Origin of the sequence: Micromonospora sp. NPDC047730 (genome assembly GCF_043204765.1) — a bacterium.
Lineage (GTDB): Bacteria > Actinomycetota > Actinomycetes > Mycobacteriales > Micromonosporaceae > Micromonospora.
Genome location: NZ_JBIDCU010000015.1, coordinates 136,633 through 157,919, shown reverse-complemented (window position 1 = coordinate 157,919; position 21,287 = coordinate 136,633). Strand labels below are relative to the sequence as shown.

22 protein-coding genes are annotated in these 21,287 nt (G+C 74.0%); 7 read left to right on the top strand and 15 right to left on the bottom strand.

Features of this window, described 5'->3' with window-relative positions; translation table 11 throughout:
* Positions 1–63: 63 nt before the first annotated feature.
* The 4 genes from ACGF5G_RS27680 to ACGF5G_RS27665 form a co-directional block, all read right to left on the bottom strand.
* Entirely contained in the window at positions 64–267 is a 204-nt protein-coding gene (locus ACGF5G_RS27680) for a hypothetical protein (protein WP_357704238.1), read from the bottom strand.
* A 2-nt stretch (positions 268–269) separates the two neighbouring features.
* Positions 270–1,325: a LacI family DNA-binding transcriptional regulator gene (locus tag ACGF5G_RS27675; RefSeq protein WP_393267953.1), complete on the bottom strand. Its 1,056-nt coding sequence runs from the start codon at positions 1,323–1,325 to the stop codon at positions 270–272.
* Positions 1,326–1,490: 165 nt separating this feature from the next.
* Positions 1,491–2,378 (bottom strand): helix-turn-helix domain-containing protein, encoded by an 888-nt coding sequence (locus ACGF5G_RS27670; protein ID WP_393267950.1) that lies wholly within the window; start codon positions 2,376–2,378, stop codon positions 1,491–1,493.
* Between the two features lie 132 nt (positions 2,379–2,510).
* The gene (locus ACGF5G_RS27665) at positions 2,511–2,750 is read right to left on the bottom strand and encodes a DUF397 domain-containing protein (protein ID WP_393267947.1); all 240 of its coding nucleotides are present in this window, start codon (positions 2,748–2,750) and stop codon (positions 2,511–2,513) included.
* 265 nt (positions 2,751–3,015) lie between these two features.
* On the opposite strand from ACGF5G_RS27665, the gene ACGF5G_RS27660 reads away from it, so the two are divergent.
* Entirely contained in the window at positions 3,016–3,666 is a 651-nt protein-coding gene (locus ACGF5G_RS27660) for a GGDEF domain-containing protein (protein WP_393267944.1), read from the top strand.
* A 52-nt stretch (positions 3,667–3,718) separates the two neighbouring features.
* Here the strand turns inward: ACGF5G_RS27660 and ACGF5G_RS27655 are convergent, their stop codons facing one another.
* Positions 3,719–4,165, bottom strand: coding sequence for a phosphotransferase (locus ACGF5G_RS27655; RefSeq protein WP_393267941.1), 447 nt, complete (start codon positions 4,163–4,165; stop codon positions 3,719–3,721).
* Between the two features lie 32 nt (positions 4,166–4,197).
* On the opposite strand from ACGF5G_RS27655, the gene ACGF5G_RS27650 reads away from it, so the two are divergent.
* On the top strand, positions 4,198–4,848 hold the full coding sequence (locus tag ACGF5G_RS27650; RefSeq protein ID WP_393267939.1) for a flavodoxin family protein: 651 nt from the start codon (positions 4,198–4,200) through the stop codon (positions 4,846–4,848).
* Positions 4,849–4,892: 44 nt separating this feature from the next.
* On the opposite strand, the gene ACGF5G_RS27645 is transcribed toward ACGF5G_RS27650, so the two are convergent.
* The gene (locus ACGF5G_RS27645; protein ID WP_350684091.1) at positions 4,893–5,375 is read right to left on the bottom strand and encodes a type II toxin-antitoxin system PemK/MazF family toxin; all 483 of its coding nucleotides are present in this window, start codon (positions 5,373–5,375) and stop codon (positions 4,893–4,895) included.
* 88 nt (positions 5,376–5,463) lie between these two features.
* Between ACGF5G_RS27645 and ACGF5G_RS27640 the strand changes: the two genes are divergently transcribed.
* The 4 genes from ACGF5G_RS27640 to ACGF5G_RS27625 all read left to right on the top strand — a co-directional run bounded on the left by ACGF5G_RS27640 (position 5,464) and on the right by ACGF5G_RS27625 (position 10,498).
* Entirely contained in the window at positions 5,464–6,066 is a 603-nt protein-coding gene (locus ACGF5G_RS27640; protein ID WP_393267937.1) for a DUF4291 domain-containing protein, read from the top strand.
* A 232-nt stretch (positions 6,067–6,298) separates the two neighbouring features.
* Positions 6,299–6,538 (top strand): hypothetical protein, encoded by a 240-nt coding sequence (locus tag ACGF5G_RS27635; protein ID WP_393267934.1) that lies wholly within the window; start codon positions 6,299–6,301, stop codon positions 6,536–6,538.
* 913 nt (positions 6,539–7,451) lie between these two features.
* Complete coding sequence (locus tag ACGF5G_RS27630) at positions 7,452–7,673, top strand: nucleoside monophosphate kinase (protein ID WP_393267932.1); 222 nt, start codon at positions 7,452–7,454, stop codon at positions 7,671–7,673.
* Between the two features lie 203 nt (positions 7,674–7,876).
* A complete protein-coding gene (locus tag ACGF5G_RS27625) occupies positions 7,877–10,498 on the top strand; it encodes a tetratricopeptide repeat protein (protein ID WP_393267929.1) in 2,622 nt (873 codons plus the stop codon).
* A gap of 110 nt (positions 10,499–10,608) precedes the next feature.
* On the opposite strand, the gene ACGF5G_RS27620 is transcribed toward ACGF5G_RS27625, so the two are convergent.
* The 9 genes from ACGF5G_RS27620 to ACGF5G_RS27580 all read right to left on the bottom strand — a co-directional run bounded on the left by ACGF5G_RS27620 (position 10,609) and on the right by ACGF5G_RS27580 (position 20,983).
* Positions 10,609–12,093: an aminotransferase class V-fold PLP-dependent enzyme gene (locus ACGF5G_RS27620; RefSeq protein WP_393267928.1), complete on the bottom strand. Its 1,485-nt coding sequence runs from the start codon at positions 12,091–12,093 to the stop codon at positions 10,609–10,611.
* The gene (locus ACGF5G_RS27615; RefSeq protein ID WP_393267925.1) at positions 12,086–13,387 is read right to left on the bottom strand and encodes an amino acid adenylation domain-containing protein; all 1,302 of its coding nucleotides are present in this window, start codon (positions 13,385–13,387) and stop codon (positions 12,086–12,088) included. Before ACGF5G_RS27615 ends, ACGF5G_RS27620 begins: the two co-directional genes overlap by 8 nt.
* Positions 13,384–14,592 carry a cytochrome P450 gene (locus ACGF5G_RS27610; protein WP_393267922.1) on the bottom strand — a complete coding sequence of 403 codons (1,209 nt, stop codon included), beginning with the start codon at positions 14,590–14,592 and terminating at the stop codon, positions 13,384–13,386. The genes ACGF5G_RS27615 and ACGF5G_RS27610 overlap by 4 nt, the downstream gene beginning before the upstream one ends.
* Positions 14,589–14,825: a phosphopantetheine-binding protein gene (locus ACGF5G_RS27605; protein ID WP_350708107.1), complete on the bottom strand. Its 237-nt coding sequence runs from the start codon at positions 14,823–14,825 to the stop codon at positions 14,589–14,591. Before ACGF5G_RS27605 ends, ACGF5G_RS27610 begins: the two co-directional genes overlap by 4 nt.
* Positions 14,797–15,888: a hypothetical protein gene (locus ACGF5G_RS27600; protein ID WP_393267920.1), complete on the bottom strand. Its 1,092-nt coding sequence runs from the start codon at positions 15,886–15,888 to the stop codon at positions 14,797–14,799. The genes ACGF5G_RS27605 and ACGF5G_RS27600 overlap by 29 nt, the downstream gene beginning before the upstream one ends.
* Positions 15,881–17,212, bottom strand: coding sequence for an MFS transporter (locus ACGF5G_RS27595; RefSeq protein ID WP_393267917.1), 1,332 nt, complete (start codon positions 17,210–17,212; stop codon positions 15,881–15,883). Before ACGF5G_RS27595 ends, ACGF5G_RS27600 begins: the two co-directional genes overlap by 8 nt.
* Positions 17,209–18,390, bottom strand: a complete 1,182-nt coding sequence (locus ACGF5G_RS27590) for a hypothetical protein (RefSeq protein ID WP_393267915.1) — start codon at positions 18,388–18,390, stop codon at positions 17,209–17,211. Before ACGF5G_RS27590 ends, ACGF5G_RS27595 begins: the two co-directional genes overlap by 4 nt.
* 270 nt (positions 18,391–18,660) lie before the next feature.
* Positions 18,661–19,950 carry an MFS transporter gene (locus tag ACGF5G_RS27585; protein WP_393267913.1) on the bottom strand — a complete coding sequence of 430 codons (1,290 nt, stop codon included), beginning with the start codon at positions 19,948–19,950 and terminating at the stop codon, positions 18,661–18,663.
* 709 nt (positions 19,951–20,659) lie between these two features.
* Positions 20,660–20,983, bottom strand: a complete 324-nt coding sequence (locus ACGF5G_RS27580; RefSeq protein ID WP_393267910.1) for a GNAT family N-acetyltransferase — start codon at positions 20,981–20,983, stop codon at positions 20,660–20,662.
* 134 nt (positions 20,984–21,117) lie between these two features.
* Here ACGF5G_RS27580 and ACGF5G_RS27575 point away from each other — a divergent pair, with 134 nt between their 5' ends.
* Positions 21,118–21,240 (top strand): hypothetical protein, encoded by a 123-nt coding sequence (locus ACGF5G_RS27575; RefSeq protein WP_393267907.1) that lies wholly within the window; start codon positions 21,118–21,120, stop codon positions 21,238–21,240.
* Positions 21,241–21,287: the final 47 nt, after the last annotated feature.

The window sequence follows — 21,287 nt, the reverse complement described above, 5'->3', positions numbered from 1 at the left end:
CCGATGCTGCCGAGACGACCGGCCGCGCGGGTGACGCACACCACCCGCGCGGCTCGCAGCGGGTCAGGAGCAGCGCTGCGGCGTGGGCAGCGACGGCGGCTGGATCCGGTCGGCGAGCCGGCGCAGGGCGCCGGCGGCGGCCAGCCGGGTGGGGGCGAGCCGCGCGGTGCGGGGACGCTCGGCGCGGACCGGTGCGTCCGGCCGGGCGGAGTTGACGTGTCGGGTCACCGCGTCGATGGCGACGACGAAGCCGGTGGGCTGTTCCATGGTCAGCTCCTCGGGACGGGTCCGGTGGAGGTCCGGACGACGAGTGCGGTGGGCAGCAGGACATGGCCGGCCGCTGGGTCGGCGGGCGGGTCGAGCAGGAGTCGGGCGGCGATGCGCCCCTTCTCCTCGGCGGGTTGCCGCACGGTGGTGAGTCCCGCCGCGGCGGCCTCGGCGATGTCGTCGAAGCCGGTGACCGAGACCGGTGGCGAGCCGGCCTCGGCGAGCGCGTCGAGGGCACCGAGGGCGAGCACGTCCGAGCAGGCCAGCACCGCGGTGGGCGGCTGCGGCGCGGCGAGCGCGGCGGCGACGGCCGCGGCGCCCGCCGCCCGGCTGTTGCCGGTGGCGGCGAGCAGGGTCAGCTCGGACCAGGCGACGCCGACCTCGGCGAAGGCGTCGGCGAACCCGGCGAGGCGCGCCCGGGTGGTGGGGTGCGCGACGTCGGCCACGTCGGCGAGCCGCACCTCGCCCGGGGCCGCGCCGGGCCGGACGGCGTCGCCGAGCAGGGCGACGCGGCGGTGCCCGAGCCCGGCCACGTGCGCGGCGACGGCGCGGGTGGCGGCGCGCTCGTCGATGCCGACGTAGCGGTCGTCGGGGCCCGCGTCGTCGCGGGGCGCGGTGGTGACGACGGGCAGGCCCCGGTCGCGGAGCACGTCGACGATCCAGCCCTCGTCGCCGACGCAGTAGACGCAGAAGCCGTCGACGGCGGCGTTCTCCACCGCCCGCCGCGCGGCCGCCTCGTCGGCGGGCAGGGGCACGAGCAGCAGGCTGGTCCCGTGCCGCTCGGCCGCCTCGGCGACGCCGGCCAGGAAGCGGACCGCGAAGGGGTCGGTGAAGGCGTACGACAGTTGGGACTCGAAGAGCACCCCGACGGCGCCGACCCAGCCGCGCCGCAGCGACCGGGCCGTGGGGTTGGGACCGGGGTAGCCGAGCTGCCGGGCGGTGTCGAGGATCCGCTGGCGCAGCGCGGCGGAGAGCTGGTCGGGGCGGCTGTAGGCGTTGGAGACGGTGCTGCGGGACACGCCGACGGCGTCCGCGACGGCCTGCAGGGTCGGCTTCACCGCGCGCTCGCTCCTCTGTATCGATTCAGTCTGGATCGGTACAGAGATTAGTGCCGACGGGCGGCGGCGTCAATGCGGCGCAGCGATCGGCGGCGCCGACACGCCGCGACGGGCGGAGAGGAGAAGGTAGCCGCACCGCCGCCCGGGGCGGGGCCCTGCGGCCGGTCAGCCCGGGTAGAGGTCGTCCAGGATCCGGCCGAGGATCTCCGGCGTACGCTCCGGCGGCTCGGCCTCGACGCAGAGTCGCTCCATCGCCACCGCGTAGTAGTCGAGGTCGTCGCGCTTGTCGAGGTAGAGCGCGCTGGTGAGCTGTTCGATGTAGACGATGTCCGGCAGGTCCTGGTCGCCGAAGCGCAGGATCGTGAAGGCGCCGCCCGCCGCGGCGTGCCCGCCGGCCGCGAACGGGATGACCTGGAGCCGGATGTGCGGCGACTTGGTCGCCTCGATGAGTGCCGCCACCTGGCCGCGCATCACCTCCGGGCCGCCGATGGGCCGGCGCAGCGCGGCCTCGTCCACCACCGCCCAGAGCAGCGGCGGGTTCTCGCGGCGCAGCAACCGCTGGCGCTGCATGCGCAGGGCGACCCGGCGCTCGATCTCGGCCGGCGCGGCCGTCCCGTGGCCGAGCAGCACCACCGCCCGGGCGTACTCCCGGGTCTGGAGCAGGCCGGGGACGAACTGGACCTCGTAGGACCGGATGAGTGCCGCAGCGGCCTCCAGGCCGAGGTACGACTGGAACCAGCTCGGCAGCACGTCGCCGTAGCGGTGCCACCAGCCCGGGCTGTTGGCGTCCAGGGCGAGCTTGAGCAGCGCCTCGCGTTCCTCGGGCGCGGTGACACCGTAGAGGGTGAGCAGGTCGGCGACGTCGCGCTCCTTGAAGCCGACCCGGCCCAGCTCCATCCGGCTGATCTTCGACTCGGAGGCCCGGATCTCCCAGCCGGCGCCTTCCCGCGTCACCCCGCTGGACTCGCGGAGACGACGCAACTGGGCGCCGAGCAGCATGCGCAGCACGGTGGGCCCGGTGGCCGGGCCGCCCTCGGCGGGAACCATCGTCACTGCCGACCTCCGCATGCCGGATCGTGCCCGGCCGGGAGCCCCACCCCGGCCGACGTGTAAGCATGCCATGGACCGTGAGTGAGGAGAACTCCCAGGGAGCGGGGCCGTCGGTACCGCAGGCGGGACGAGCGATCAGCCGATGAGGTGATCGAAGTCGCCGTCGCGGGCCCCGAGCACGAAGGCGGCGATCTCGTCCATCGTGTAGATCAGCGCGGGTCCTTCCGGGTGTCGCGAGTTGCGCAGGGCGATGCCGGCGCCGCCGGGCAGTTGGGCCAGCTCGACGCAGTTGCCGCTCGGATTGCTCCGGCGGCTCTTCTGCCAGTTGAGCGGGGGCAACTGGGTGGCGGGAACGCCGTTCGGTGGCTGCTGCATGGGGCGTCTTTCTCTCCGCGGGACGCCGCTGCCGGGCGGGCGGGGCTGCGGAGAGTCGCACGGCATCGACGAGAGGGGTTGGCTGCACGTGCATCTGCTCTTGCATCTGCACCGGCCAGCGAGCATGATAACGCAGGTGCGCGGTGCCCATCCGCTCACTCTGCGTCACCAACCGCTGGGCTGCCACCAGCGACGAAAGGGCCCCGGGACGGGGCGCGGCACGCCGCGCGCCGGGGCCACGGGCATCGTGGCGATGGGAGGTCTCGTGCCGGATCCGTTCACCGTCGCGTCCGGCATCTGCGCCGCGGGGGCCCTCGTCACCACCTGGCAGCTACGCAGCCGCGCGCTGCGCGCCGAGGCCGAGATCCGGCACCTCCAGGCGGAACTGACCGCCGAGCGGCACGCCGCGAGCCACGACCCCCTCACCGGCCTGCCCAACCGCCGCGGGTTCTACCGGATCGCCGCCACGCTGCTCACCGACGCGGCCGGGCAGCCGCTGATCGCCGTGGTGCTCGACCTCGACGACTTCAAGCAGATCAACGACCGCTACGGGCACGCCGCCGGCGACCAGGTGCTGATCAGCGTGGCCCAGCGGCTCGCCGCGTTCGCCGGGGACAACCTGGTCGCCCGGCTCGGCGGCGACGAGTTCGCCGGGCTGCTCACCAGCCCGACGGTGGACCGGCGATGGATCGAGCACGCCACCCGCCGGCTCTGCGAGAGCCTCGCCGCGCCGATCCCCCTCGGCGGGCTCAGCGTCCGGGTGACCGCGTCCGTCGGGCTGGCGCCGGTCACCGGGCCGACGCAGCTCACCGAGGCGCTCGACCGGGCCGACGCCGCCATGTACCGGGCCAAGAGCCTCGGATCGGCGGGCGCACCCCGGCAACTCGTCGACACCACCCACCTGGCGGAGTGCTGACCCGGCGGAGCCGCCCCGGCCGACCGCGGCGACCGGCCCCGTCGGGCGTCGGTCAGCGCTGGCAGGCCGGGTCGGCCAGCGCCGCGTCGGCCAGGGTGACCAGACCGTGGGGTGACACCAGCCCCCGCACGATGTCGAGCGCCTGCCGCCGGTCGGCCTCGGCGGAGGCGGCATCGAGCACCTGGCGGGACCAGTCGCCGATGTCGTCGAGGGCGCGCACGCTCAGGAACCAGGCCAGCCGGGTGGCGTCGACGTCGACCCGGCCGTAGCCGGCGAACGCGGCGGCCTGTTGCGCGGCGGTGACGGGAGCGAAGGCCAGCACACCGCCGATGAGGAACATCAGGTCGCACTCGCGCGGGGCGAGCACGGCGTCGTCCCAGTCGATCAGCCAGACCTGGCCCCCGGGCCCGAGCAGCAGGTTGCCCAGGTGCGGGTCCGCTGCGCGCCAGCAGAACGTGGTTTCGACGTGTCTCGCGCCGCCTGCCGGGTATGCCGACACTGTCAGCGCAGCGCCAGCGGAGAGGAACGCTCGTGGCCACCATCCGGGCCCTGGTCCTGAACTGCACCCTGAAGCGGTCACCCGCCCCGTCCAGCGCGGAGGTGCTCGGGCGCGAGGTGCTCGAGGAACTCGCCGAGCAGGGCGTCGAGGGCGAACTGGTCCGGGTCGTCGACCACGACGTACGGTTCGGGGTCTCCACCGACGAGGGCGACGGGGACGGATGGCCGGATATCCGGGCCAAGCTGCTGGCCGCGCAGATCCTCGTCGTCGCCACACCGATCTGGCTCGGCCAGCCGTCGGCCGTGTGCAAGATGGTCCTCGAGCGCCTCGACGCCGAGCTGTCCGAGACCGACGCCGAGGGTCGGCTGCTCACCTACGGCAAGGTGGCCGGCGTCGCCGTCGTCGGCAACGAGGACGGCGCGCACCACACCATCGGCCAGGTGCAGCAGGCCCTCAACGAGGTCGGGTTCACCTGCCCGGCGGCCGGCGCCAGCTACTGGGTGGGCGAGGCACTGCACAAGGTCGACTACATCGACGCCCGGCCGAAGCCGGACACCACGGGCCGCACCACGAAGGCCCTGGCGCTCAACAGCGCACACCTCGCCCGGCTGCTGGCAGAGCAGCCGTACCCGCCGCCGGACGCGAAGGGCGCCGGGGTCGGGCCCAGCCGGGAGCCGGCCTGACCGTCAGCGCCCGGCGGTCGTCGGCACCGGCAGAAGCCGAGCGGTCAGCGCCAGCCGTAGCCGGCGCGCAGGGCCTGCCCGACCCGGTCGAAGCGGGCCCGGTCCAGCACCGCGCCCTCCCGGCGGATGCTGTCCTCCCGCATGGTCAGCACGCGGTCCAGGCGCACCCAGCTCGGCCGGTTGTCCCGGTCCCACTCGCCCGGGCCGAGCGCGAGCCAGTGCCGCTGGCCGTCGCGCTCGCTCTGGCTGGAGAGCATCAGCCCGAACAGGGTCCGGCTGTGCCGGCCCACCACCAGCACGGGGCGGTCCTTGCCCTGGCGCGGGTCGTCCTCGTACGGCACCCAGGTCCAGACGATCTCGCCCGGGTCGGCGTGCCCGTCGAGCTCCGGCGCGTACGCCAGCACGCGGCGCTGCAGCGCGGCGACCTGGCGGCGCCGGGCGACCTGCGCCGGGGCGGGGCCGGGCCGCCGGGGCGACGGGATGACACCGCCGATGCGCGCCGCGACACTCCTCAGAAGACCTGCCACGAGCGGCAGCCTATCTGCCGCCGCGCGGCCCGGGCGGACCGGGACAATCCGGTGGACCCGGGGCCCGTGGTCGATCAGGATCGGCGACATGACGGTCCCCGCCCACCAGATCCGCGCCGACTTCACCGCCGACACCGTGACCGTGTACCAGGCGTACCCGCCGGAGATCGCCCGCGCGGCGCTGGCCGCCGGCCGCTTCGTGCCACCGTTCAAGCGGGAGCGGATGACGTGGATCAAGCCGTCGTTCCGCTGGATGATGTACCGCTGCGGCTGGGCCACGAAGCCCGGCCAGGAACGGGTGCTGGCCGTTGAGATCACCCGGTCGGGCTTCGAGTGGGCCCTGGCCCACTCCTGCCTGAGCAGCTTCGACCGCGACCGCTACCCCGACCGGGAGACCTGGTCTCGGCGGCTGCGCGCCAGCCCGGTGCGGGTCCAGTGGGACCCCGAGCGGTCGCTGCGGCTGGCGCCGCTGCCGCACCGGTCGCTCCAGGTCGGGCTGGCCGGCGAGGCGGTGCGCCGGTACGTCGACGAGTGGCTGGTCGCCCTCACCGACATGACCCCGACGGCCCACTCGGTACGCGCGGCGCTCGACGCCGGCGACGACTCGGCCGCCGAGGCGCTGCTGCCGCCGGAGCGCCCGTATCCGCTGCCGTCGGACGTGGCCGCCGTCGTCGGCGCGACGATCCCGTGAGGGGATTCCGCGACCGGGCGGGCGTCGGCCCGCCCCGTGGTGCGGCACGTGCTTGACTGAGGTGTCGGTGCCAGAGCAAGGAGGCGGTGCAGGTGGCCTTCGAGGTGCGGGGCCTGCCCGACGCCCGCCGGTGTGAGCCGTACCGCCCACGCGGCCCGTGGCCGGCTTGCCGCAGGCGGAGCGTCGCGGGCGCGACGGCTCTCGCCCTGGCCCTGCTGGCCGGCGCGGCCGGTTGCGCCGGGAGCGAGCGCCCGCAGCCCCCGCCGGCCGACGGCCCGTCGGCCACCGCCGCCTCACCTCGCCGGCTGCGCCGGCGGTCGAGACCCGCGACGACCTGGCGAGCCTGTTCCGGCAGGCCGGCCTCCAGGGCACCTTCGTCCTGTACGACGTGACGGCGGCGCGCGTCGTCATGGTGGACCGCGCCCGGGCCGAGCGCCGGTTCATCCCGGCCTCGACGTTCAACGTGGCCTAACGACCTCGTGCACGGTTGGGCGGGACATCGCCTGCGGCGGAGAACTGCTTTCACCGGCTGTGGGGTCTGGCTGGTGGGGCCTTGAGCGGCGTCACACGGCATTCCGCTGAGGCCGCCCTATTCTGGTCGCTCTTACGCCCCCGTGGTGGTGTCGAACCGAATGCCGCTGGAGCCTTCGCCGCGGCCCGGGCCCTTGCGGCGTGCCCGCCACAGGTGACTCCGGCCATCCGCAGACCGACCCAATGTCCACAGTCGGGTCAGCCTCACCCCTGTCTGTGGCACCTCCTCGTCATAGATCTCCAACGGGGTACCAGGTTCCGGGAGTCTTCCGCGCGGTGGGATGGCGGCGCCGCCGACTGGTTCACGTATGGCGCCCCGCGCCAGCCATCGCCCGGTGACGCTACCGGTCCCGTCGCTGTCGAACCTGGGCAGCAGCGGAACCCAGTTGCGGGGTACCAGCGTCTGTAGCAGGTACCGCCGAAGGCCGTCGCCGTCGGGGCCCTGTTGCCCCGCCCGCCGGGTCACCTCGTCCTCGTGCAGATCCAGCGGGCGGCCGGTACGGCTCTGGACGGTCTTCTCCACCGCCCAGGCCATGTTCGCCAACTCGCCGCGTAGCAGCAGGACCTGATCGGCCGGAGCCACCCAATGGCGACCGACCCCACCGGCAACTGAGCCGTCAGGCGCCAGACCTGCACTCCCTTCGCACGCCCTCGGCATCTCCGCTCGAATACCTCGCGCCCCGGCAAACGAGAGCGGCAGATCCGTGCGCCGTTCCCGAGGCAACTCTCGGCGCGAACGGACCGCTGCCAGAAGATCCGCGATGTCCGCGACGGGGAACAAATCGACGAGCAGCCGACCATGCATCCCGCGCAGGGCAGCGGCGAAGCGCCGGCTACAACGATAGGCTGCGTCGATGCGCCTGGCCGTCCTCGGACCACCCGGCTCCGATCGGGATACCATCGCCGGCTCCATCGCCGCGAGCCTCGGCGTTCCGTGCCTCAGCCTGACGGACGCCGTCCAGGCCGAGATGCAGGCGAAAACCCCTGCCGCGCTCCAGGCCCTACAGCATATGAACGCTGGCGAACTCGTACCAGACCAGGTTCTCCTGTCCATGATCCGTAACCGCCTCGCCTGACGTGGTGTTGCGCCCGTACAACGCTGAGCGGACTCTCCAAACCTGTTCCGGGTGCTGGATGACCCGATCGTCTGGCTGCACATCCCCGTAGGACCGTCCATTTCGAAGTATCGGGGCGACGGTGCCTGGCCCGGGCCCTGTACCGTGTGACGCACTCTGGCAGAACCGCCCGGCGCCCTCGGCCCGGGCACATGACATCTGACGTGAGGGCGCGCATGACGGCCGCCGACTTCGGCGTCGACCCGACCACCGCGACCAGTCCGGAGCAGTACGTCAGGCTGCTGCGTCGCGTCCGCGACCAGTCCGGCCTCGCCTATCGCGAGATCGCCCGCCGCGCGCAGCGCAACGGGGACGTGCTGCCGGCGAGCACCCTGGCGACGATGCTGGGCCGGTCGACGCTGCCCCGCCGTGATCTGGTGTCGGCGCTGCTGCGGGCCTGCGACGTGCCGGACGACCGCGCGACAGCGTGGCTGGCCGTCTGGGGCCGGCTGGCCGCCGCCCGTACGGCGGCGACGCCCCCGACGGCCACGCGGGCGCGCTCCTCGGGCCGGCCCGGTCACTCCCCGATCGGTCCGGCCGCGCGCGTCAACGGTCCGAGCGGCCCGGTCGGCGGGCCGGACACCACGGGTGCCGGGCCGAGATCCCACCCGCAGCGCTCCGCCGCCCTACGCCTGATCCCCGCAGGTGGCGGGACCGGGTCGGCCGGCCCGGAACGGGGGCGGGTCGCCGCGTCCGGCGGCGGCCGGGATCGGGCCGTACTACGGGGGCTGTCGTGGCCGGCGGCAAGCGAGCCGCCGCCGGTGGAGAGCGGGTCGGGGACACCGGTCCCCTATCAACTGCCACCTGCGCCCCCGATGATGACGGGCCGCTCGGCGGAGGTCGGCCAATTGCTCACGGCCACGGAGACCGACGCCGCGGTGTGCCTCGTCGAAGGTGCCGGCGGGGTCGGCAAGTCCGCGCTCGCCCTGCACGTCGCGCACCGGATCGTGGGACGTTACGACGGCGGTTGCCTCTACGCGGACCTGCGCGGGGCCACCGACGGCGTCGCGGCGGCCGAGCCCGCGGACGTGTTGGGCCGGTTCCTGCGGGCGCTGGGCCTGCCCACCGTCCCTGCCTCGCTCGACGAGGCCTCGGCGTTGCTGCGCACGTGGACCGCCGGACGGGGCGTGCTCATGGTGCTGGACAACGCCGCATCGGCGGCGCAGGTCCGACCGCTCCTGGCCAGCGGGCCCGGATGCACCACGATCGTCACGAGCCGGTGGATGCTCCCCGACCTCGACACGACGGCGCGGATCCGCCTCGGCCCGTTACCCGACGACGAGGCGCTCGCCCTGCTCACCGGGCTCACCGGCGCCCACCGCGTGCAGGCGGAGCCCGCCGCGGCCGCGACGGTGGTCCGCCGGTGCGGCGGGTTGCCGCTGGCGTTGCGAATCGTCGGCGCCCGCGCCGCGGCCCGGCCGGACGCCTCGCTGACCGGCCTCGCCGAGCGGATGGACGACGAGGGCATGCGGTTGGACGTCCTGGAGGTCGGTGACCTGTCCGTACGGGCCAGCCTGCACCTGGGCTACCAGGTGTTCGGGGACGCGCGGCAGGGCGGACGCTGGCAGGCGGCCCGCCTCTTCCGGCTCGCCGCGCTGCCCGACTGGACGCACCTCACGCCGTACGGCTGCGCGGCACTGGCCGACCTGCCGGTGACCGTCGCCGAGCAGGCCCTGGACGCGTTGGCCGACGCGCACCTGATCGAGTCGGCCGGTGGCGGCGGATACCGGTTCCACGACATCGTCCGGCTCTACGCCCGGGAGCGGGCGCAGGCGGTGGACGACCCGCACCACCGGGAGTCGGCCCTCGGTAACCTCACCGCGTGGCTGCTCGCGGCCACCACCCGCGCGGCGCGGCTGCTCTACCCCGACGACCGGTTCGGCATCGACGAGCCGACCGGCCCGACTCGACCCGGCCCGCCCCTCGCCGACGCGGCCGACGCGTGGACCTGGTTCGAGCGGGAGCACACCAACCTGTTGCTGGTGGCCAGCCAGCAGGCGACGGCGGGACGGGCCCTCACCGAGGTCCGCGACCTTGCCCTTGTGGCGGTCAAGTTCCTCGACTACGCCGGGCACATCGCCGAGCAGCAACAGTTCGGCCACCTCGCCGCCTCGGCGGCGAGCCGATGTGGCGATCGCTCGGGCGAGGCCGCCGGGCTCAACATCGTCGCCGTCGCGCTACTGCGCCAGGGCCGGCTCGACGAGGCGATCCCCATCCTCGAGCGGTGCCTGGCCGTCCAGCGCGAACTCGGCGACCGGAGCCGGGAGGCCGCCATCCTGAACAACCTCGGCAACGCCCTGCGCGACGGCGGCGACCTGACCGGCGCCCTGAACCACCTGCGGGCCGCCCTGGTCATCCGGCGGCAACTCGGCCACCGGCACAAGGAGGGGTTGGTGCTCGACAACCTGGCCCTGGTATACCAGCGCCTCGGCGACCACGCCCGGGCCGTCGCCTGCCACGAGGCGGGACGCGCCGTGGCCGACGGCGGCACCGATCCGTTGCGCGAGGCCCAGGCGCTGGTCAACTTCGCCGAGACGCTGCACGCTGGCGGTGACCACCGGGAGGCGATCGCTCGCGCGACCGAGTCGCTGGAGATCTGCCGACGCTACGAGCACCGGCGGGGCATCGGCTTGGCGCTACAGGTGCTCGGCAACGCCCACGCGGGCCTCGGACACCGCGCCGTGGCGCGCCGGCACTGGCGGGAGGCCTTGGGCCGGCTCGACGGGCTGGACCCGCAGGCGTGCACCCGCCTCCGCGCCGCCCTGGCGGCGGACCCGACTGCCTGACCGTCGCTGGCGGGGCAGCGCGGTTCCGGGTGTCGACGCCACCCCGGTGCGCTCCCGCCCGCGGCCTCACGACGCGCGTCTGGCGGCTGCCGGGCGGGCGCTCGCCGTGCTCAGCAGCGTATCCGTGGTGCCAGCCGGACGTCGGCGGGGCCGGCGCGGTCCAGGTAGGTCGACTCGGCGAAGGCCAGGAAGCGTTCCGCGTCGGCCGCGGTCGAGGCCAGACCGAAGGAGACGCGTACCGCTCCGCCGGTCGGCAGCCGCAGCGCGGCGAGATGCTCGTCGATCGTGCCGGCGTGGGCGAGGTTCGTACGGCGCAGCGAGCGGCGGCTGATCCCGAAGGCGGCCTCGGCCGCGCCCGGGTTGCAGAAGCAGCCCGTACGCAGGGCGAAGCCGGCCGCCGACGATTCGAGCGCGACGAGCCGCTCGTCGACCAGCGAGCCGTCCGGGTAGCGGAAGTTGAACGCCACGGTGCCGCCCCGGGCGTCGCCCGTCGACGGCCCGTAGACGTGGACGAGCGGCCGGCCATTGCGGTGTCGCAAGGCGGTCAGCCGCTCCAGCAGCCACCCGGTGAGCAGGCCGACCCGGGTGTGGACGAGGTCAACGCCGATCGAGTCGAGCCAGCGCAGCCCGAACTCCACGTCGGGGAGGCTGAGGAAGTTCAGCGTGCCGTCCTCGAACCCCGACTCGTCCCCCATCGGCTGGTGCCAGTCGCCCTGCACGCTGACCGCCCGGACGGTGCCACCGGCGAACCAGGGTCGGCGCAGTCGGGCCAGCGCCTCGCGCCGGGCCAACAGCGCCCCCACCCCGGTGGGGTAGCCGAAGAGCTTGTACCAGCTCAGGCAGACGAAGTCCGGCTGCACGACGCTCAGGTCCAGCCGGTTCGTCGGGGCGAAGGCCGCGGCGTCGAGCAGCACGTCGTAGCCGCGCTGCCGGGCCAGTTCCACCCACCCGAGCGGATGCTGCACGCCGGTGAAGTTGCTCTGTGCCGGGTAGGCGAAGAGCCCGGCGGGGCCGGACCTGCCCCGCCGGCCACGACCGCCCGGCCCGCCTCGGCCGGCGGCCAGCGCGGCGATCACGTCGGACTCGGCCACCCGCAGGTCGGGCCTGGCCAGCGGCACGTAGCGGACCGGCGCGCGGGCCGCGCGGGCGTACTCCCGGACGCCGTTGACGGAGTTGTGGTTGTCCCAGGTCAGCACGAGCGGGCGGCCGCGGCCGAAGACGTACGCCTCGCCCACCAGGCGGCAGGCGCCACTGGCGTTCGGGGTGAAGACGACCACGTACTCGCCGGGGTCGGCGCGAAAGAAGTCGAGCACCGCGCGTCGGGCCGAGGCGAGCAGCGCGCCGGTCGCCTCGGAGGTGGGGTTCTCCGAGTGCGGATTGCCGTACGGGCCGGCGAGCAACCGGTCGTGGTGGGCGGTGACCTGTGCCCGGGCGGCCACCCCGGCCCCCGTGTAGTCGAGGTAGACGCGTCCGTCGCGGTCGAGGTGCCGATACTCGGTGGCGCGTAGCTCGTCGATCCGGGCGGTGCTCGCGTACGCGGCGGTCGCGGCGACGCGCACGCCGGCCGGCGCCGGGGACCCGTGCCGCTCAGCCATGAGGTGGAGTGTGGTCGGACCGGCCCAGAGCGCGCCTGTCGAGTTTGCCGTTGGGCAGGGTGGGCAGCCGCTCCATCCGCTCGAAGGCGGTGGGTACGGCCACGGCGGGCAGCCTGTCGAGCAGGTGCGCGCGCAGGGTCCGCTGAGGCACCGGTTCGGCGCAGACCACGTACGCGACGCCCTGGTAGGGGACGGCGACGCCGGCGAGGAGCACCGCCGGGTGGGACATCAGGGCGTGCTCGATCTCGGCCGGTTCGATGCGCATCCCGCCGACCTTGAGCTGCTCGTCGACGCGCCCGTGGTAGCGGAGCAGGCCGTCGGCGCCCAGGCTGACCCGGTCGCCGGTGCGGTAGGCCGGTCCCCCGGACACCACCCCGGGCGAGGAGATGCACAGCTCGCCGTCGTCGATGGAGATCGTGGTGCCGGGGATCGGCCGGCCGATGGGGACCGGGTCCTCGCCCGGCGCGCACCTGTGCACGGTGCTCCAGACGGTGCACTCGGTGGGACCGTACTCGTTGTAGAGCGTCGCGTGGGGCATCCGCTCGTGGTGCAGGTCGACCAGGCCGGGCGGGCAGCTCTCCCCCGCCACGATCACGGTGGTCAGGCTGGGCACCGGCGAGCGCAGCACCAGCCGGTACAGGGACGGCACCATCAGGGTGTGGGTGGGCCGGTGCACGGTGCCGGCCCGGACCAGCGCCCGCACGTCGAACGGCCGGTCGCTCGGGATGACCAGTGTGCCCCCGGTGCACAGCGTCCAGTAGATGCCCGCCACGGAGCTGTCGAACGAGATGGACGAGCACAGCAGGAACCGCTGCGGCGCACGACCGTAGTACTCCAGCCGGGCGCCGGTCGAGTAGCTCAGCGCCGCCCGCGACACCGTGACCGCCTTCGGCACGCCGGTCGAACCGCTGGTGAACAGCGTGTACGCGTCGGGTCCGTCCCGCCAGCCGGAGCGGGCCGGGCGCAGCGACGCCAGCAGGCTCTCGGTGAGTGTCACCCGGGCACCGCTGCCCGCGGCCATCAGCTCGCGGCGCGCCGCCGGGAAGGCCGCGTCGACGGGGACGTAACGTGCTCCCGCCCGCAGTACGCCGAGCATGGCCACGACGGCCCAGCACGACAGCCGGGTGTGCACGACCACCGGCTCCCCGGCGGCCACGCCCCGCTGCTGGAGATGGAGGGCGACCGCACCGGACAGGCCGTCCAGGTCCGCGTACGTCAGGGCCTGCTCGGGATCCGTCACGGCCGGCGTCTCCCGGCGGGAGCGCAGCTGAGCGGCCAGCGCCTCGGTGATCATCGTCGCCCGGCCACGACCGGCATCCGCTTGATCCCGCCCAGCCAGGTCGACCGTACGCGCTCGACCTCGCCGGCCGGCTCGAAGGACGCGAAGGTGGCGAAGAGTTCCTCGAAGAAGACGCGCAACGTCAGTCTGGCGACGGCCGCTCCCAGGCAGTAGTGCCGCCCGTCCCCGAAGGCCAGGTGCCGGTTCGGGTGGCGGTCCGGGTCCAGCGTGTCGGGGTCGGGGAAGACGGTCTCGTCGCGGTTCGCCGACCCGAGCCACACCACGACGGCGTCGCCCGCCGCGACGCGTACGCCGCCGACGGTGGTGTCCCGTGTCGCCAGCCGCATGAAGTGCCCGGCGGGAGAGGTGAACCGCAGCGCCTCCTCCACCGCGCGGCCGACCCGCTCGGGCCGCTGGGCCCACTGCTCGTAGCGGTCGGTACGGATCAGCTCGGCCAGGGCCGCGCGGGGCACGTGCGGGATGGCGGCGCTGCCGCCGAGGAGCAGGCTGTAGCAGTTGGCGACGATCGCTCCGGGGCGCAGCGGCATGGCCCCCAGCAGGTCCACCAGGTCTCCGCGTGGGCGCCGACGGTGTTCGAGCACCAGGTGGAGCAGGTAGGCGAAAAGTTCCCGGTGCCCGCGGTCGAGGGTCGCCGACGGGCCGTCGGGCAGCGCGACATCCGGGTCGTGCTCGGCCACCGACATGGACACCCACCGGGCCAGGTCGGGCCAGTCCGCGGCGGGAATGCCCATCAGCGGCCCCAGGAAGGCCAGCGGCAGGGCGGAGGTGAGCTCGGCGAAGTCCAGGGTCCCGGCGGCGGGGCGGAGCAGCTGCCGGACGAAGGACCGGATGGCCGGCGCGTGCCGCGCCACCGCACGCGCGGTCATCTGCCGTTGCAGCGGCCCCCGGATGAGGCCGTGCCGCGGCGGGTCGGTCGCCGCGAACTGCTGGTTCTGCGCCGGCTCCGCCCGGCCGAGCATGGTGAGCATCACCCCACCGGTGGAGGTGAACCTGGCGTGGTCGGCCAGGACGGTCCTGGCGTCGGCGTAGCGGGTGACCGCCCAGAAGCCCGGCCTGCCCTCGACCGGCTGCCAGCCGACGGGATCCCACCGGCGCAGCGTCCGCCAGGCGGCGTGCGGGTCGCCGACGCCGTGCAGGGCGGGGTCGGCGAGGTCGATCCGGCCCGGTGGCCGGGTCCGGAGGCAGGGCGGGGTCCTCATGCGGCCAGCACCTCGTCGACCAGTTCGGCGATGGTCGGCTTGAGGAACAGCACCGCGGCGTCGACCTCGACGCCGAGCTGCTCGTAGAGGTCCATCAGCAGGTCGGCGGCGAGCAGCGAGTCGCCGCCGAGGGCGAAGAAGTCGTCCTCGACGCCCACCGGCGTGACGTTCAGCTTCTCGCTCCAGAGCCGGGTCAGCATCGACTCAAGCTCGCTCCGCGTCGGCACGGACATCCTCCCAACTGTCGATGAATCGCCGGGTCAGGGCCTGCATCTCGGCCTCCCGGTAGGAGCGGCGGTACCGCAGGCAGGCGGTGTAGCCTCCGCCCGCGCCCGGCTCGAGCCAGAACGCCAGCCCGTTGACGGGCAGCACCGGCCCGCCCAGCCCGAGCCCGGCCGGGATCGTCAGCGGCTCGATCCCGGCGCCGTCGGGCACCTGGATGACCTCGAACTGGGCCAGAGCCGGTCCGCCGTCGGCGAACAGCGCGTCGGCCTGCGGCACCGCGTCCAGCAGCACCGGAAACGGAATCTCGTGGGCGTACGCCTCGGCGAACGCGCGGTGCACCGCGCCCACCGTCGGCGTGCCGAGCCGCACCGGCAGCACGTTCATGTACAGCCCCACGGTGTCCCAGTCGGACCGCTGCCGGCCGTGGGTCAGCACCGGGACGACCGCCTCGCCCGGACACAGCGGGCCGAGGGCCCGCGCGAACGCGGTGAGCAGGACGACGAATGGCGTGCTGCGCACGGTCCGGGCGACCGCTGCCGCCTGCTGCTGGGTGATGCCGCTCGGCGTCCTGATCTCGGCCGTGCCGGTGTCGCCGCCGGGGTCCGGGGCCAGGGTCGGCACGTCGGCCAGCATCCGGCGCCAGAACGGCAGGGACCGGTTCATCCGCCTGGGCGCGGGGGAGGACACGCTGGCGCGGTAGGCGGGGGCCGGGCCGGTCCCTGGTTTCATCACCTCGCGGAGCAGCAGCCGCATGGACCACGGGTCGGAGACGGTGTGGTGCGCCACGAGAAGCAACTCGCGGCCGGCCAGGTACGCCCAGAGCAGGCACCGCGCGTCGGGCGGGTACCGGCCGGCGGCGGCCGCCGCCCACACGTCGTCGACCGTTCGCAGCGGCACCGGCCCCTTACCGAGTACGGGATGCCGGGCCAGGAGCGCGTCCAGGGCCCGGCGCAGGGCTGCCGGGTCGGGCTCGGCGGGCAGCCGTGCCCCGCCCAGCGCGACGAACCGGTCGGTGTCCGCCGGCCCGCCCGCCCAGGACAGAATGTGCTGCGCGTACGGCTGGTCATCCACCTCGTACACCTCCCATGGCCTTTCCGGCCGGGTCGACCGGCGACCGCCCGTGCGGCGCCGGGAGTCTCGGCGGCGGCTGCCCGCCGTCCGGCGTGCCGGCCTCTTCCGGCAGGTCGCGCCACCGCCGCAGCGGCGAGAGGTAGAGCAACAGACCGGACGCCCACACTCCGGCGGCGGCGATCCACAGCGTCGGGCGCACCCCCAGCCAACTGCCCAGCAGTCCGCCCGTCAGGGCGCCGACCGGCATCACCCCGAAGATCACCCACCGGACCGACGCGGTCATCCTGCCCAGCAGGTCCGGCGGGCAGACCCGCTGCCGGTAGCTGACCGCCGCCGCGTTGTAGATGGCGAACACCGCGCCCAGCCCCGCCATGCCGGCCGTGTAGGCGATCGCACCCCAACCGGGCTGGGCGAGCGGTACGAGCAGCACCGTCCAGCCGAGCCCCAGTGGGGCGATCCAGATGACCCGGGCCGTGCCCACCAGGCGCGCCAGCCGCGCGGAGACCAGGCCGCCGCCGATCCCGCCCAGCGTGGTGAGCGCCAACACCACACCGACCATGTGCTCGCTCAGGTGGAGGTCACGCACGAGGTACAGGACCGCCAGCGCGAAGATCATCTGGCTGAAGAGGTTGAGCGACGCCGAGGCCGCCACCAGTCTGGGCATGATCGGGTGGCGGAACACGAAGGAGAGCCCGGCGCCCAGCTCCCGGCGGAAGTTCCGGCGCCGCGCCACGGCCGGCGGTTGCTCTGGACGGCGGAGCAGCATGAGGGACACGGCGTTGACCACGTAGGCGAGCGCGTCGATGCCCGCGGTACGCGCCACGCCCAGCGCCGACACGAGTACGCTGCCCACGCCGTATCCGGCAATTCGCGAGACCGAGTACGTGGTCGTCAGCTTGCCGTTGGCGTCAAGTAGCTGGTTGCCGGCGACGACCGACGGCAGGAAGCTCTGGTGCGCGGTCTCGTACAGCACGGTGCAGACGCTGGACAGCAGCGCCACGATCCACAGCTGCGCCATCGTGACCCAGCCGGCCCACGCGCCGATGGCGACGGTGGCCACCAGCCCGGCCCGCACGAGGTGACAGGCCACCATGACCCGTCGTTTGCGCATCCGGTCCACCCACACCCCGGCGGGCAGGGAGAGGAACAGGTAGGCGATCATCCGGGTGGCGCCGAGGACGCCGACCTCGACGGCGGAGGCGTCCAGCACGGTGACGGCCAGCAGCGGAATGGCCAGCATCGAGACGGCGTCGCCCACCTCGCTGAGAGTCCGGCCCGACCACAACACCATGAAGTCACGGTGCCGCCACAGACTGTCGCTCATGCCGGGTCCTCGACCGCGCGCAGCAGGAGGTCGGTCATGGTGGTCAGGAAGCGTTCCACCTCGGCGCGCCCGTACCCGCTGCGCATCACCCGCATGGTGAGCTGCACGCAGGGGTGCACCCAGGCGATCAGGTAGAAGCTGGCCCCGCTGTAGGCGCGGGGCGGAAGGAACTCGACACGCCGGGGCGTCACCTCGGACGGCGCGGGGTCGGCGTCGGCGGGGGCCGGGATGAAGGTGAAGAAGCTGCCGTGGTCGAAGTCCATGGGCGCGACGGCGAACGGGTCGTACACGCCGTGCTGCATGGCGCGCACCGCCGCGACGTTGACCTCGCGGGCCATCGGGCGCAGCGGCCCGTCGGGGTCGCAGGCGGCGAGCATGGGCACCCACTGGGTCATCGACGACACCAGGTGCCGCACCGCGCGGTCCATCCGGTTCGCGGCCAACTGCCACAGCAGTTGATCCGTCCGGCCGGTGGTCGCGGCCAGCGCCTGCGCGTAGACGGTGAGCAGCAGGGTGGGCACGGTGACCTGCAGGCGCCGCGCCGCGTGGCGAACCGCGCCGTACGGGATGCCGGTGTGCGCGCGAGCCCGCACCAGGGAACCCCGGGACACCGGAACCCGCGGTGCGGCGGCGACGATCCGCCGGCGGTACTCGCCGGCCGCGGTCAGCCTGGCCCGGAAGTCGTCGGCGCGCTGGAGTTCGGCCACCTCGCGGGGCGCGGGGGCGTCGGCGAGGCGGTCACCGCGCAGCAGGGCGCGCAGGTCGGATTCCAGGATCCGCACGGCGGCGCCGTCGGCCGCGAGGTGGTGGATCACCAGATGGACCCGCGGCGGTCCACCGTCGTCGGAATCACGCACCCAGGCCCGCCAGGCCGGCTGGGCGGCCAGGTCGAACGGCTCCCGTACGGACGCCTCGGCGAAGCGCACGAGCGGGTCGCGCAGGACCACCTGCCGCACGGCGTCGGGCTCGTCCGCCGGCCGGTAGACGGTGCGCAGCGACTCGTGCCGCACCGCCAGCGCGGTGAGCGCCCGACGTACCTGCTCCTCGGTGGTTCCGGCCGGAACCGGCCAGACCACGTCCTGGTTGGACTCCCAGAGTTGCTCCGGAGGGCGCACCGAGAGGGCTCGCCACATGGAGAGCTGACCCATGGTGAGCGGGTGGCCACCCTGACCGCGCATGACTCCTCCAGCGTCGAGGGGGGGTGGGTGGTCACCCGCGGTGACCACCCACCGTGGTTCACGGATCTCAGGCAGTGCAGTCGTCCTTCCGCATCGCCCGCACCTCCTTTCGTGAGAGCGGTCGGCTTCCTCCGGCGGTGAGGTCGGAGCCGGAGGCACGTCGCCGACGTGATGGAACGTCAGGGTCAGGTCCAGCTGACGCCACGCTTGCGGACGCTGCGCATGCGCTTCTCCTCTCCCTTCGTGGCGGCCCCGTGCCCGCCCGTGATCTCAGCGTCGGCCGCCGCCCGCCTCGGCGGTAGGGCTGTCGGCGGTCGAGGTCGTTCGGCATTGTTCGACCGGGATCTCGAACGGCGTCGGCGTGCAGGCAGACCGCCGCGGCCACAGCGGCACGAGGGCGAGGACCGCCGCCGCGCCCGACAGTCCGCTGAACCCGATCACCGTGGTCGCCGGCCACCGGTCCGCGGCCACACCCGCCATGACCATCGCCGCCCCCTGGAGCCCGCTCAGACCGGTGATGGCCACCCCGAACGCGCGTCCCCGGTACTGCGTCGGCACGGCCCGGCCGAACAACGCGTTCAGCGGAATGGCGAAGGCGCTCGCGGTGCCGGCCAGCACCAACAGCAGAAGGACGACCCACAGTGGAGGGACGAGCCAGACCGCCGCCAGCACCCCGGCGGAGAGCGCGGCCAGGGGCAGGATCAGTCGTGGCCGGGCCGCCGGCGGACAAAGCCGGGTGAGGGCGACCCCGCCGAGGGCCATCCCCGTCGGCGCCGCCGCCAGCAACAGCCCGACGGTGCCGGCGCCGCCTCCGTACTGTCGGGCCAGCGGCGCCATCAGTCCTTCGGCGGCGTAGGTGAAGGCGCTGGCTGCCCACAGGACGAGGACGTAGGCGCGCAGCCGGGGATCGGTGAAGATCACCCGCAGGCCGGCCGCCCGGCCGCGGCGGGCCGGGCGGCCGGGCGGCTGGGGCGCGGGGCGGGAACGAACGCCGATCATGATCAGAAGGGCGGAGACGAGGAACGTGCCGGCGTCCGCCAGCAGCGCACCGCGCAGCGACAGCAGCGCCACCAGGCTCCCCCCGACGGCGAAGCCGAGCACCTGCACGACCTGGGCGCAGATGTTGTCCACGCCGTTCGCCACCGCGTAACGGTCACCGTCGAGCACTTCGGGCATCAGCGCCGCCCTCGCGGCCACGAACGGCGGCCGCATCAGGTTGACCGCGAACAGCAGCGCCACCAGGGCGGGCGCGGGGAGGTCCGGCAGCGCCGCCGCCGGGACGAGCGCCGCCCGGGCAAGGTCGCACGCGACCAGGATCCGCCGCCGGGGGAACCGGTCGGCGAGGCCGGACAGTAGCGGCCCGCCCGCGAGCCAGGCGAGGTAGGAACTGGCGTAGGCGGCCGCCGCCAGCGCGGCCGAACCGGTGCCGGTGTAGACGAGGTACGCCACGGTCACGGCCGTGAGCTGGTCACCCGCCAGGGACAGCAGGTACGCCACGAACAGGTAGCGGTACTCGCGCACCGCGAACACCTCGGCGTACGTCGCGGCGCGCTCGGTCACTCCGCCCCCGTCCTGTCCCACCGCCGGCTGCCCTCAGGGCACTGGGTCCAGAACGTATCCACGCCTGCGCCGTCGGGGCCGGGGCCAGGCGTTCGGGGATGTTCGGATCCGTACGGGTGGGCTCGGGCGGCCGGCGGGCTCCGCTCGTGATCACGCGATCGCACCTGGCGCACTCACGGGCGGCGTGTCTGCGTGGGGAATGGCCCGACCGTGTCGATTGCGTCGAACAGAGCCCCACTGCCGCTGCGGTGTCCCCACGATGGGAACGACATGGTTGGACTCGACAGCGAGATGGGTGGGCGAGATGAGGCGTCGACGGAGCAGGAAGGTGCGCTGATGCAGGCGGCGGCGATGTCCGTGGCCGCGGTGGTGACGGCGGCGGTCGTCGTACCAGCCGCACGCCGCCACGATGACGCACATCCCGTACCGGGGTCAGACCCGTGCTGCTACACGCATTCGCCGGCCATGATGGTGGGAGCCGACGCGCCGGAGCCGGCAGTGCTCGAACCCGTGACCGGCAGCCCGTTCGGCACGCAGCGCGCTCCTTCTTCACCTTCGCCAGGACCGCAACCGCCAGCGACGCGCATCTCGACATCACGGTGCCGGATGTGCACGCGGCGTGCCGGAGGCGCTGGCCGCTAGTCGACGGCTGCCTCGCCGAGACCGGCCTCGCGATCACTGGCCACACCCCGACCCCGCACCGAAAGCCTCAGGAAGCGTTGCGGTACAGGTCCCGTCTCTCGGGCAACTGCTCGAGGCCGGCCGACTGGTAGGTGGCGACGGCGGCGACGTTGGAGCTCGGGGTGCACACGTCCACGCTGGACGAGCCCAGATCCTGCAGTGCGCGCGCCGCGGCGACCGTGATCGCTCGGCCGTAACCGTGACCGCGGCGTGCCCGGTGCACCCCCATCGGCTCGATCAGCCCTGGCCTGCCCTCACCCGCCGACCAGACCGTCACGGCCGCCACCGCCTCGCCCTGCTCATTACGAACGACCAGGCACCGCGCGTCGACATACGGCGCACCTGCCGCCATCGCGGGCCAGCGCTCGTCGGTGACGCGCCATCCAGCAGCCCGACCGCCACAACCTCCCCAACCCGACTCCAAGTCCGCGTGGCCTCCGCCGTCCGCTCCGCCCCGAACCGCCAGAACCACCCCACATCCCCCGGATGCAACTGCACAAGCCCTCGGTCGTACTGAACGTGGACATCCGCACCGACGCCGACGCGGACAAGCGACTGCCGCTCGGCCGGCAACTGCTGCGCCGCCTCGGCGCCATGCCCGCCGCCTGACCGTCCCTCACTGGTTACCCAGCGGCGGCGGCCCGTGGCCGGCTGGT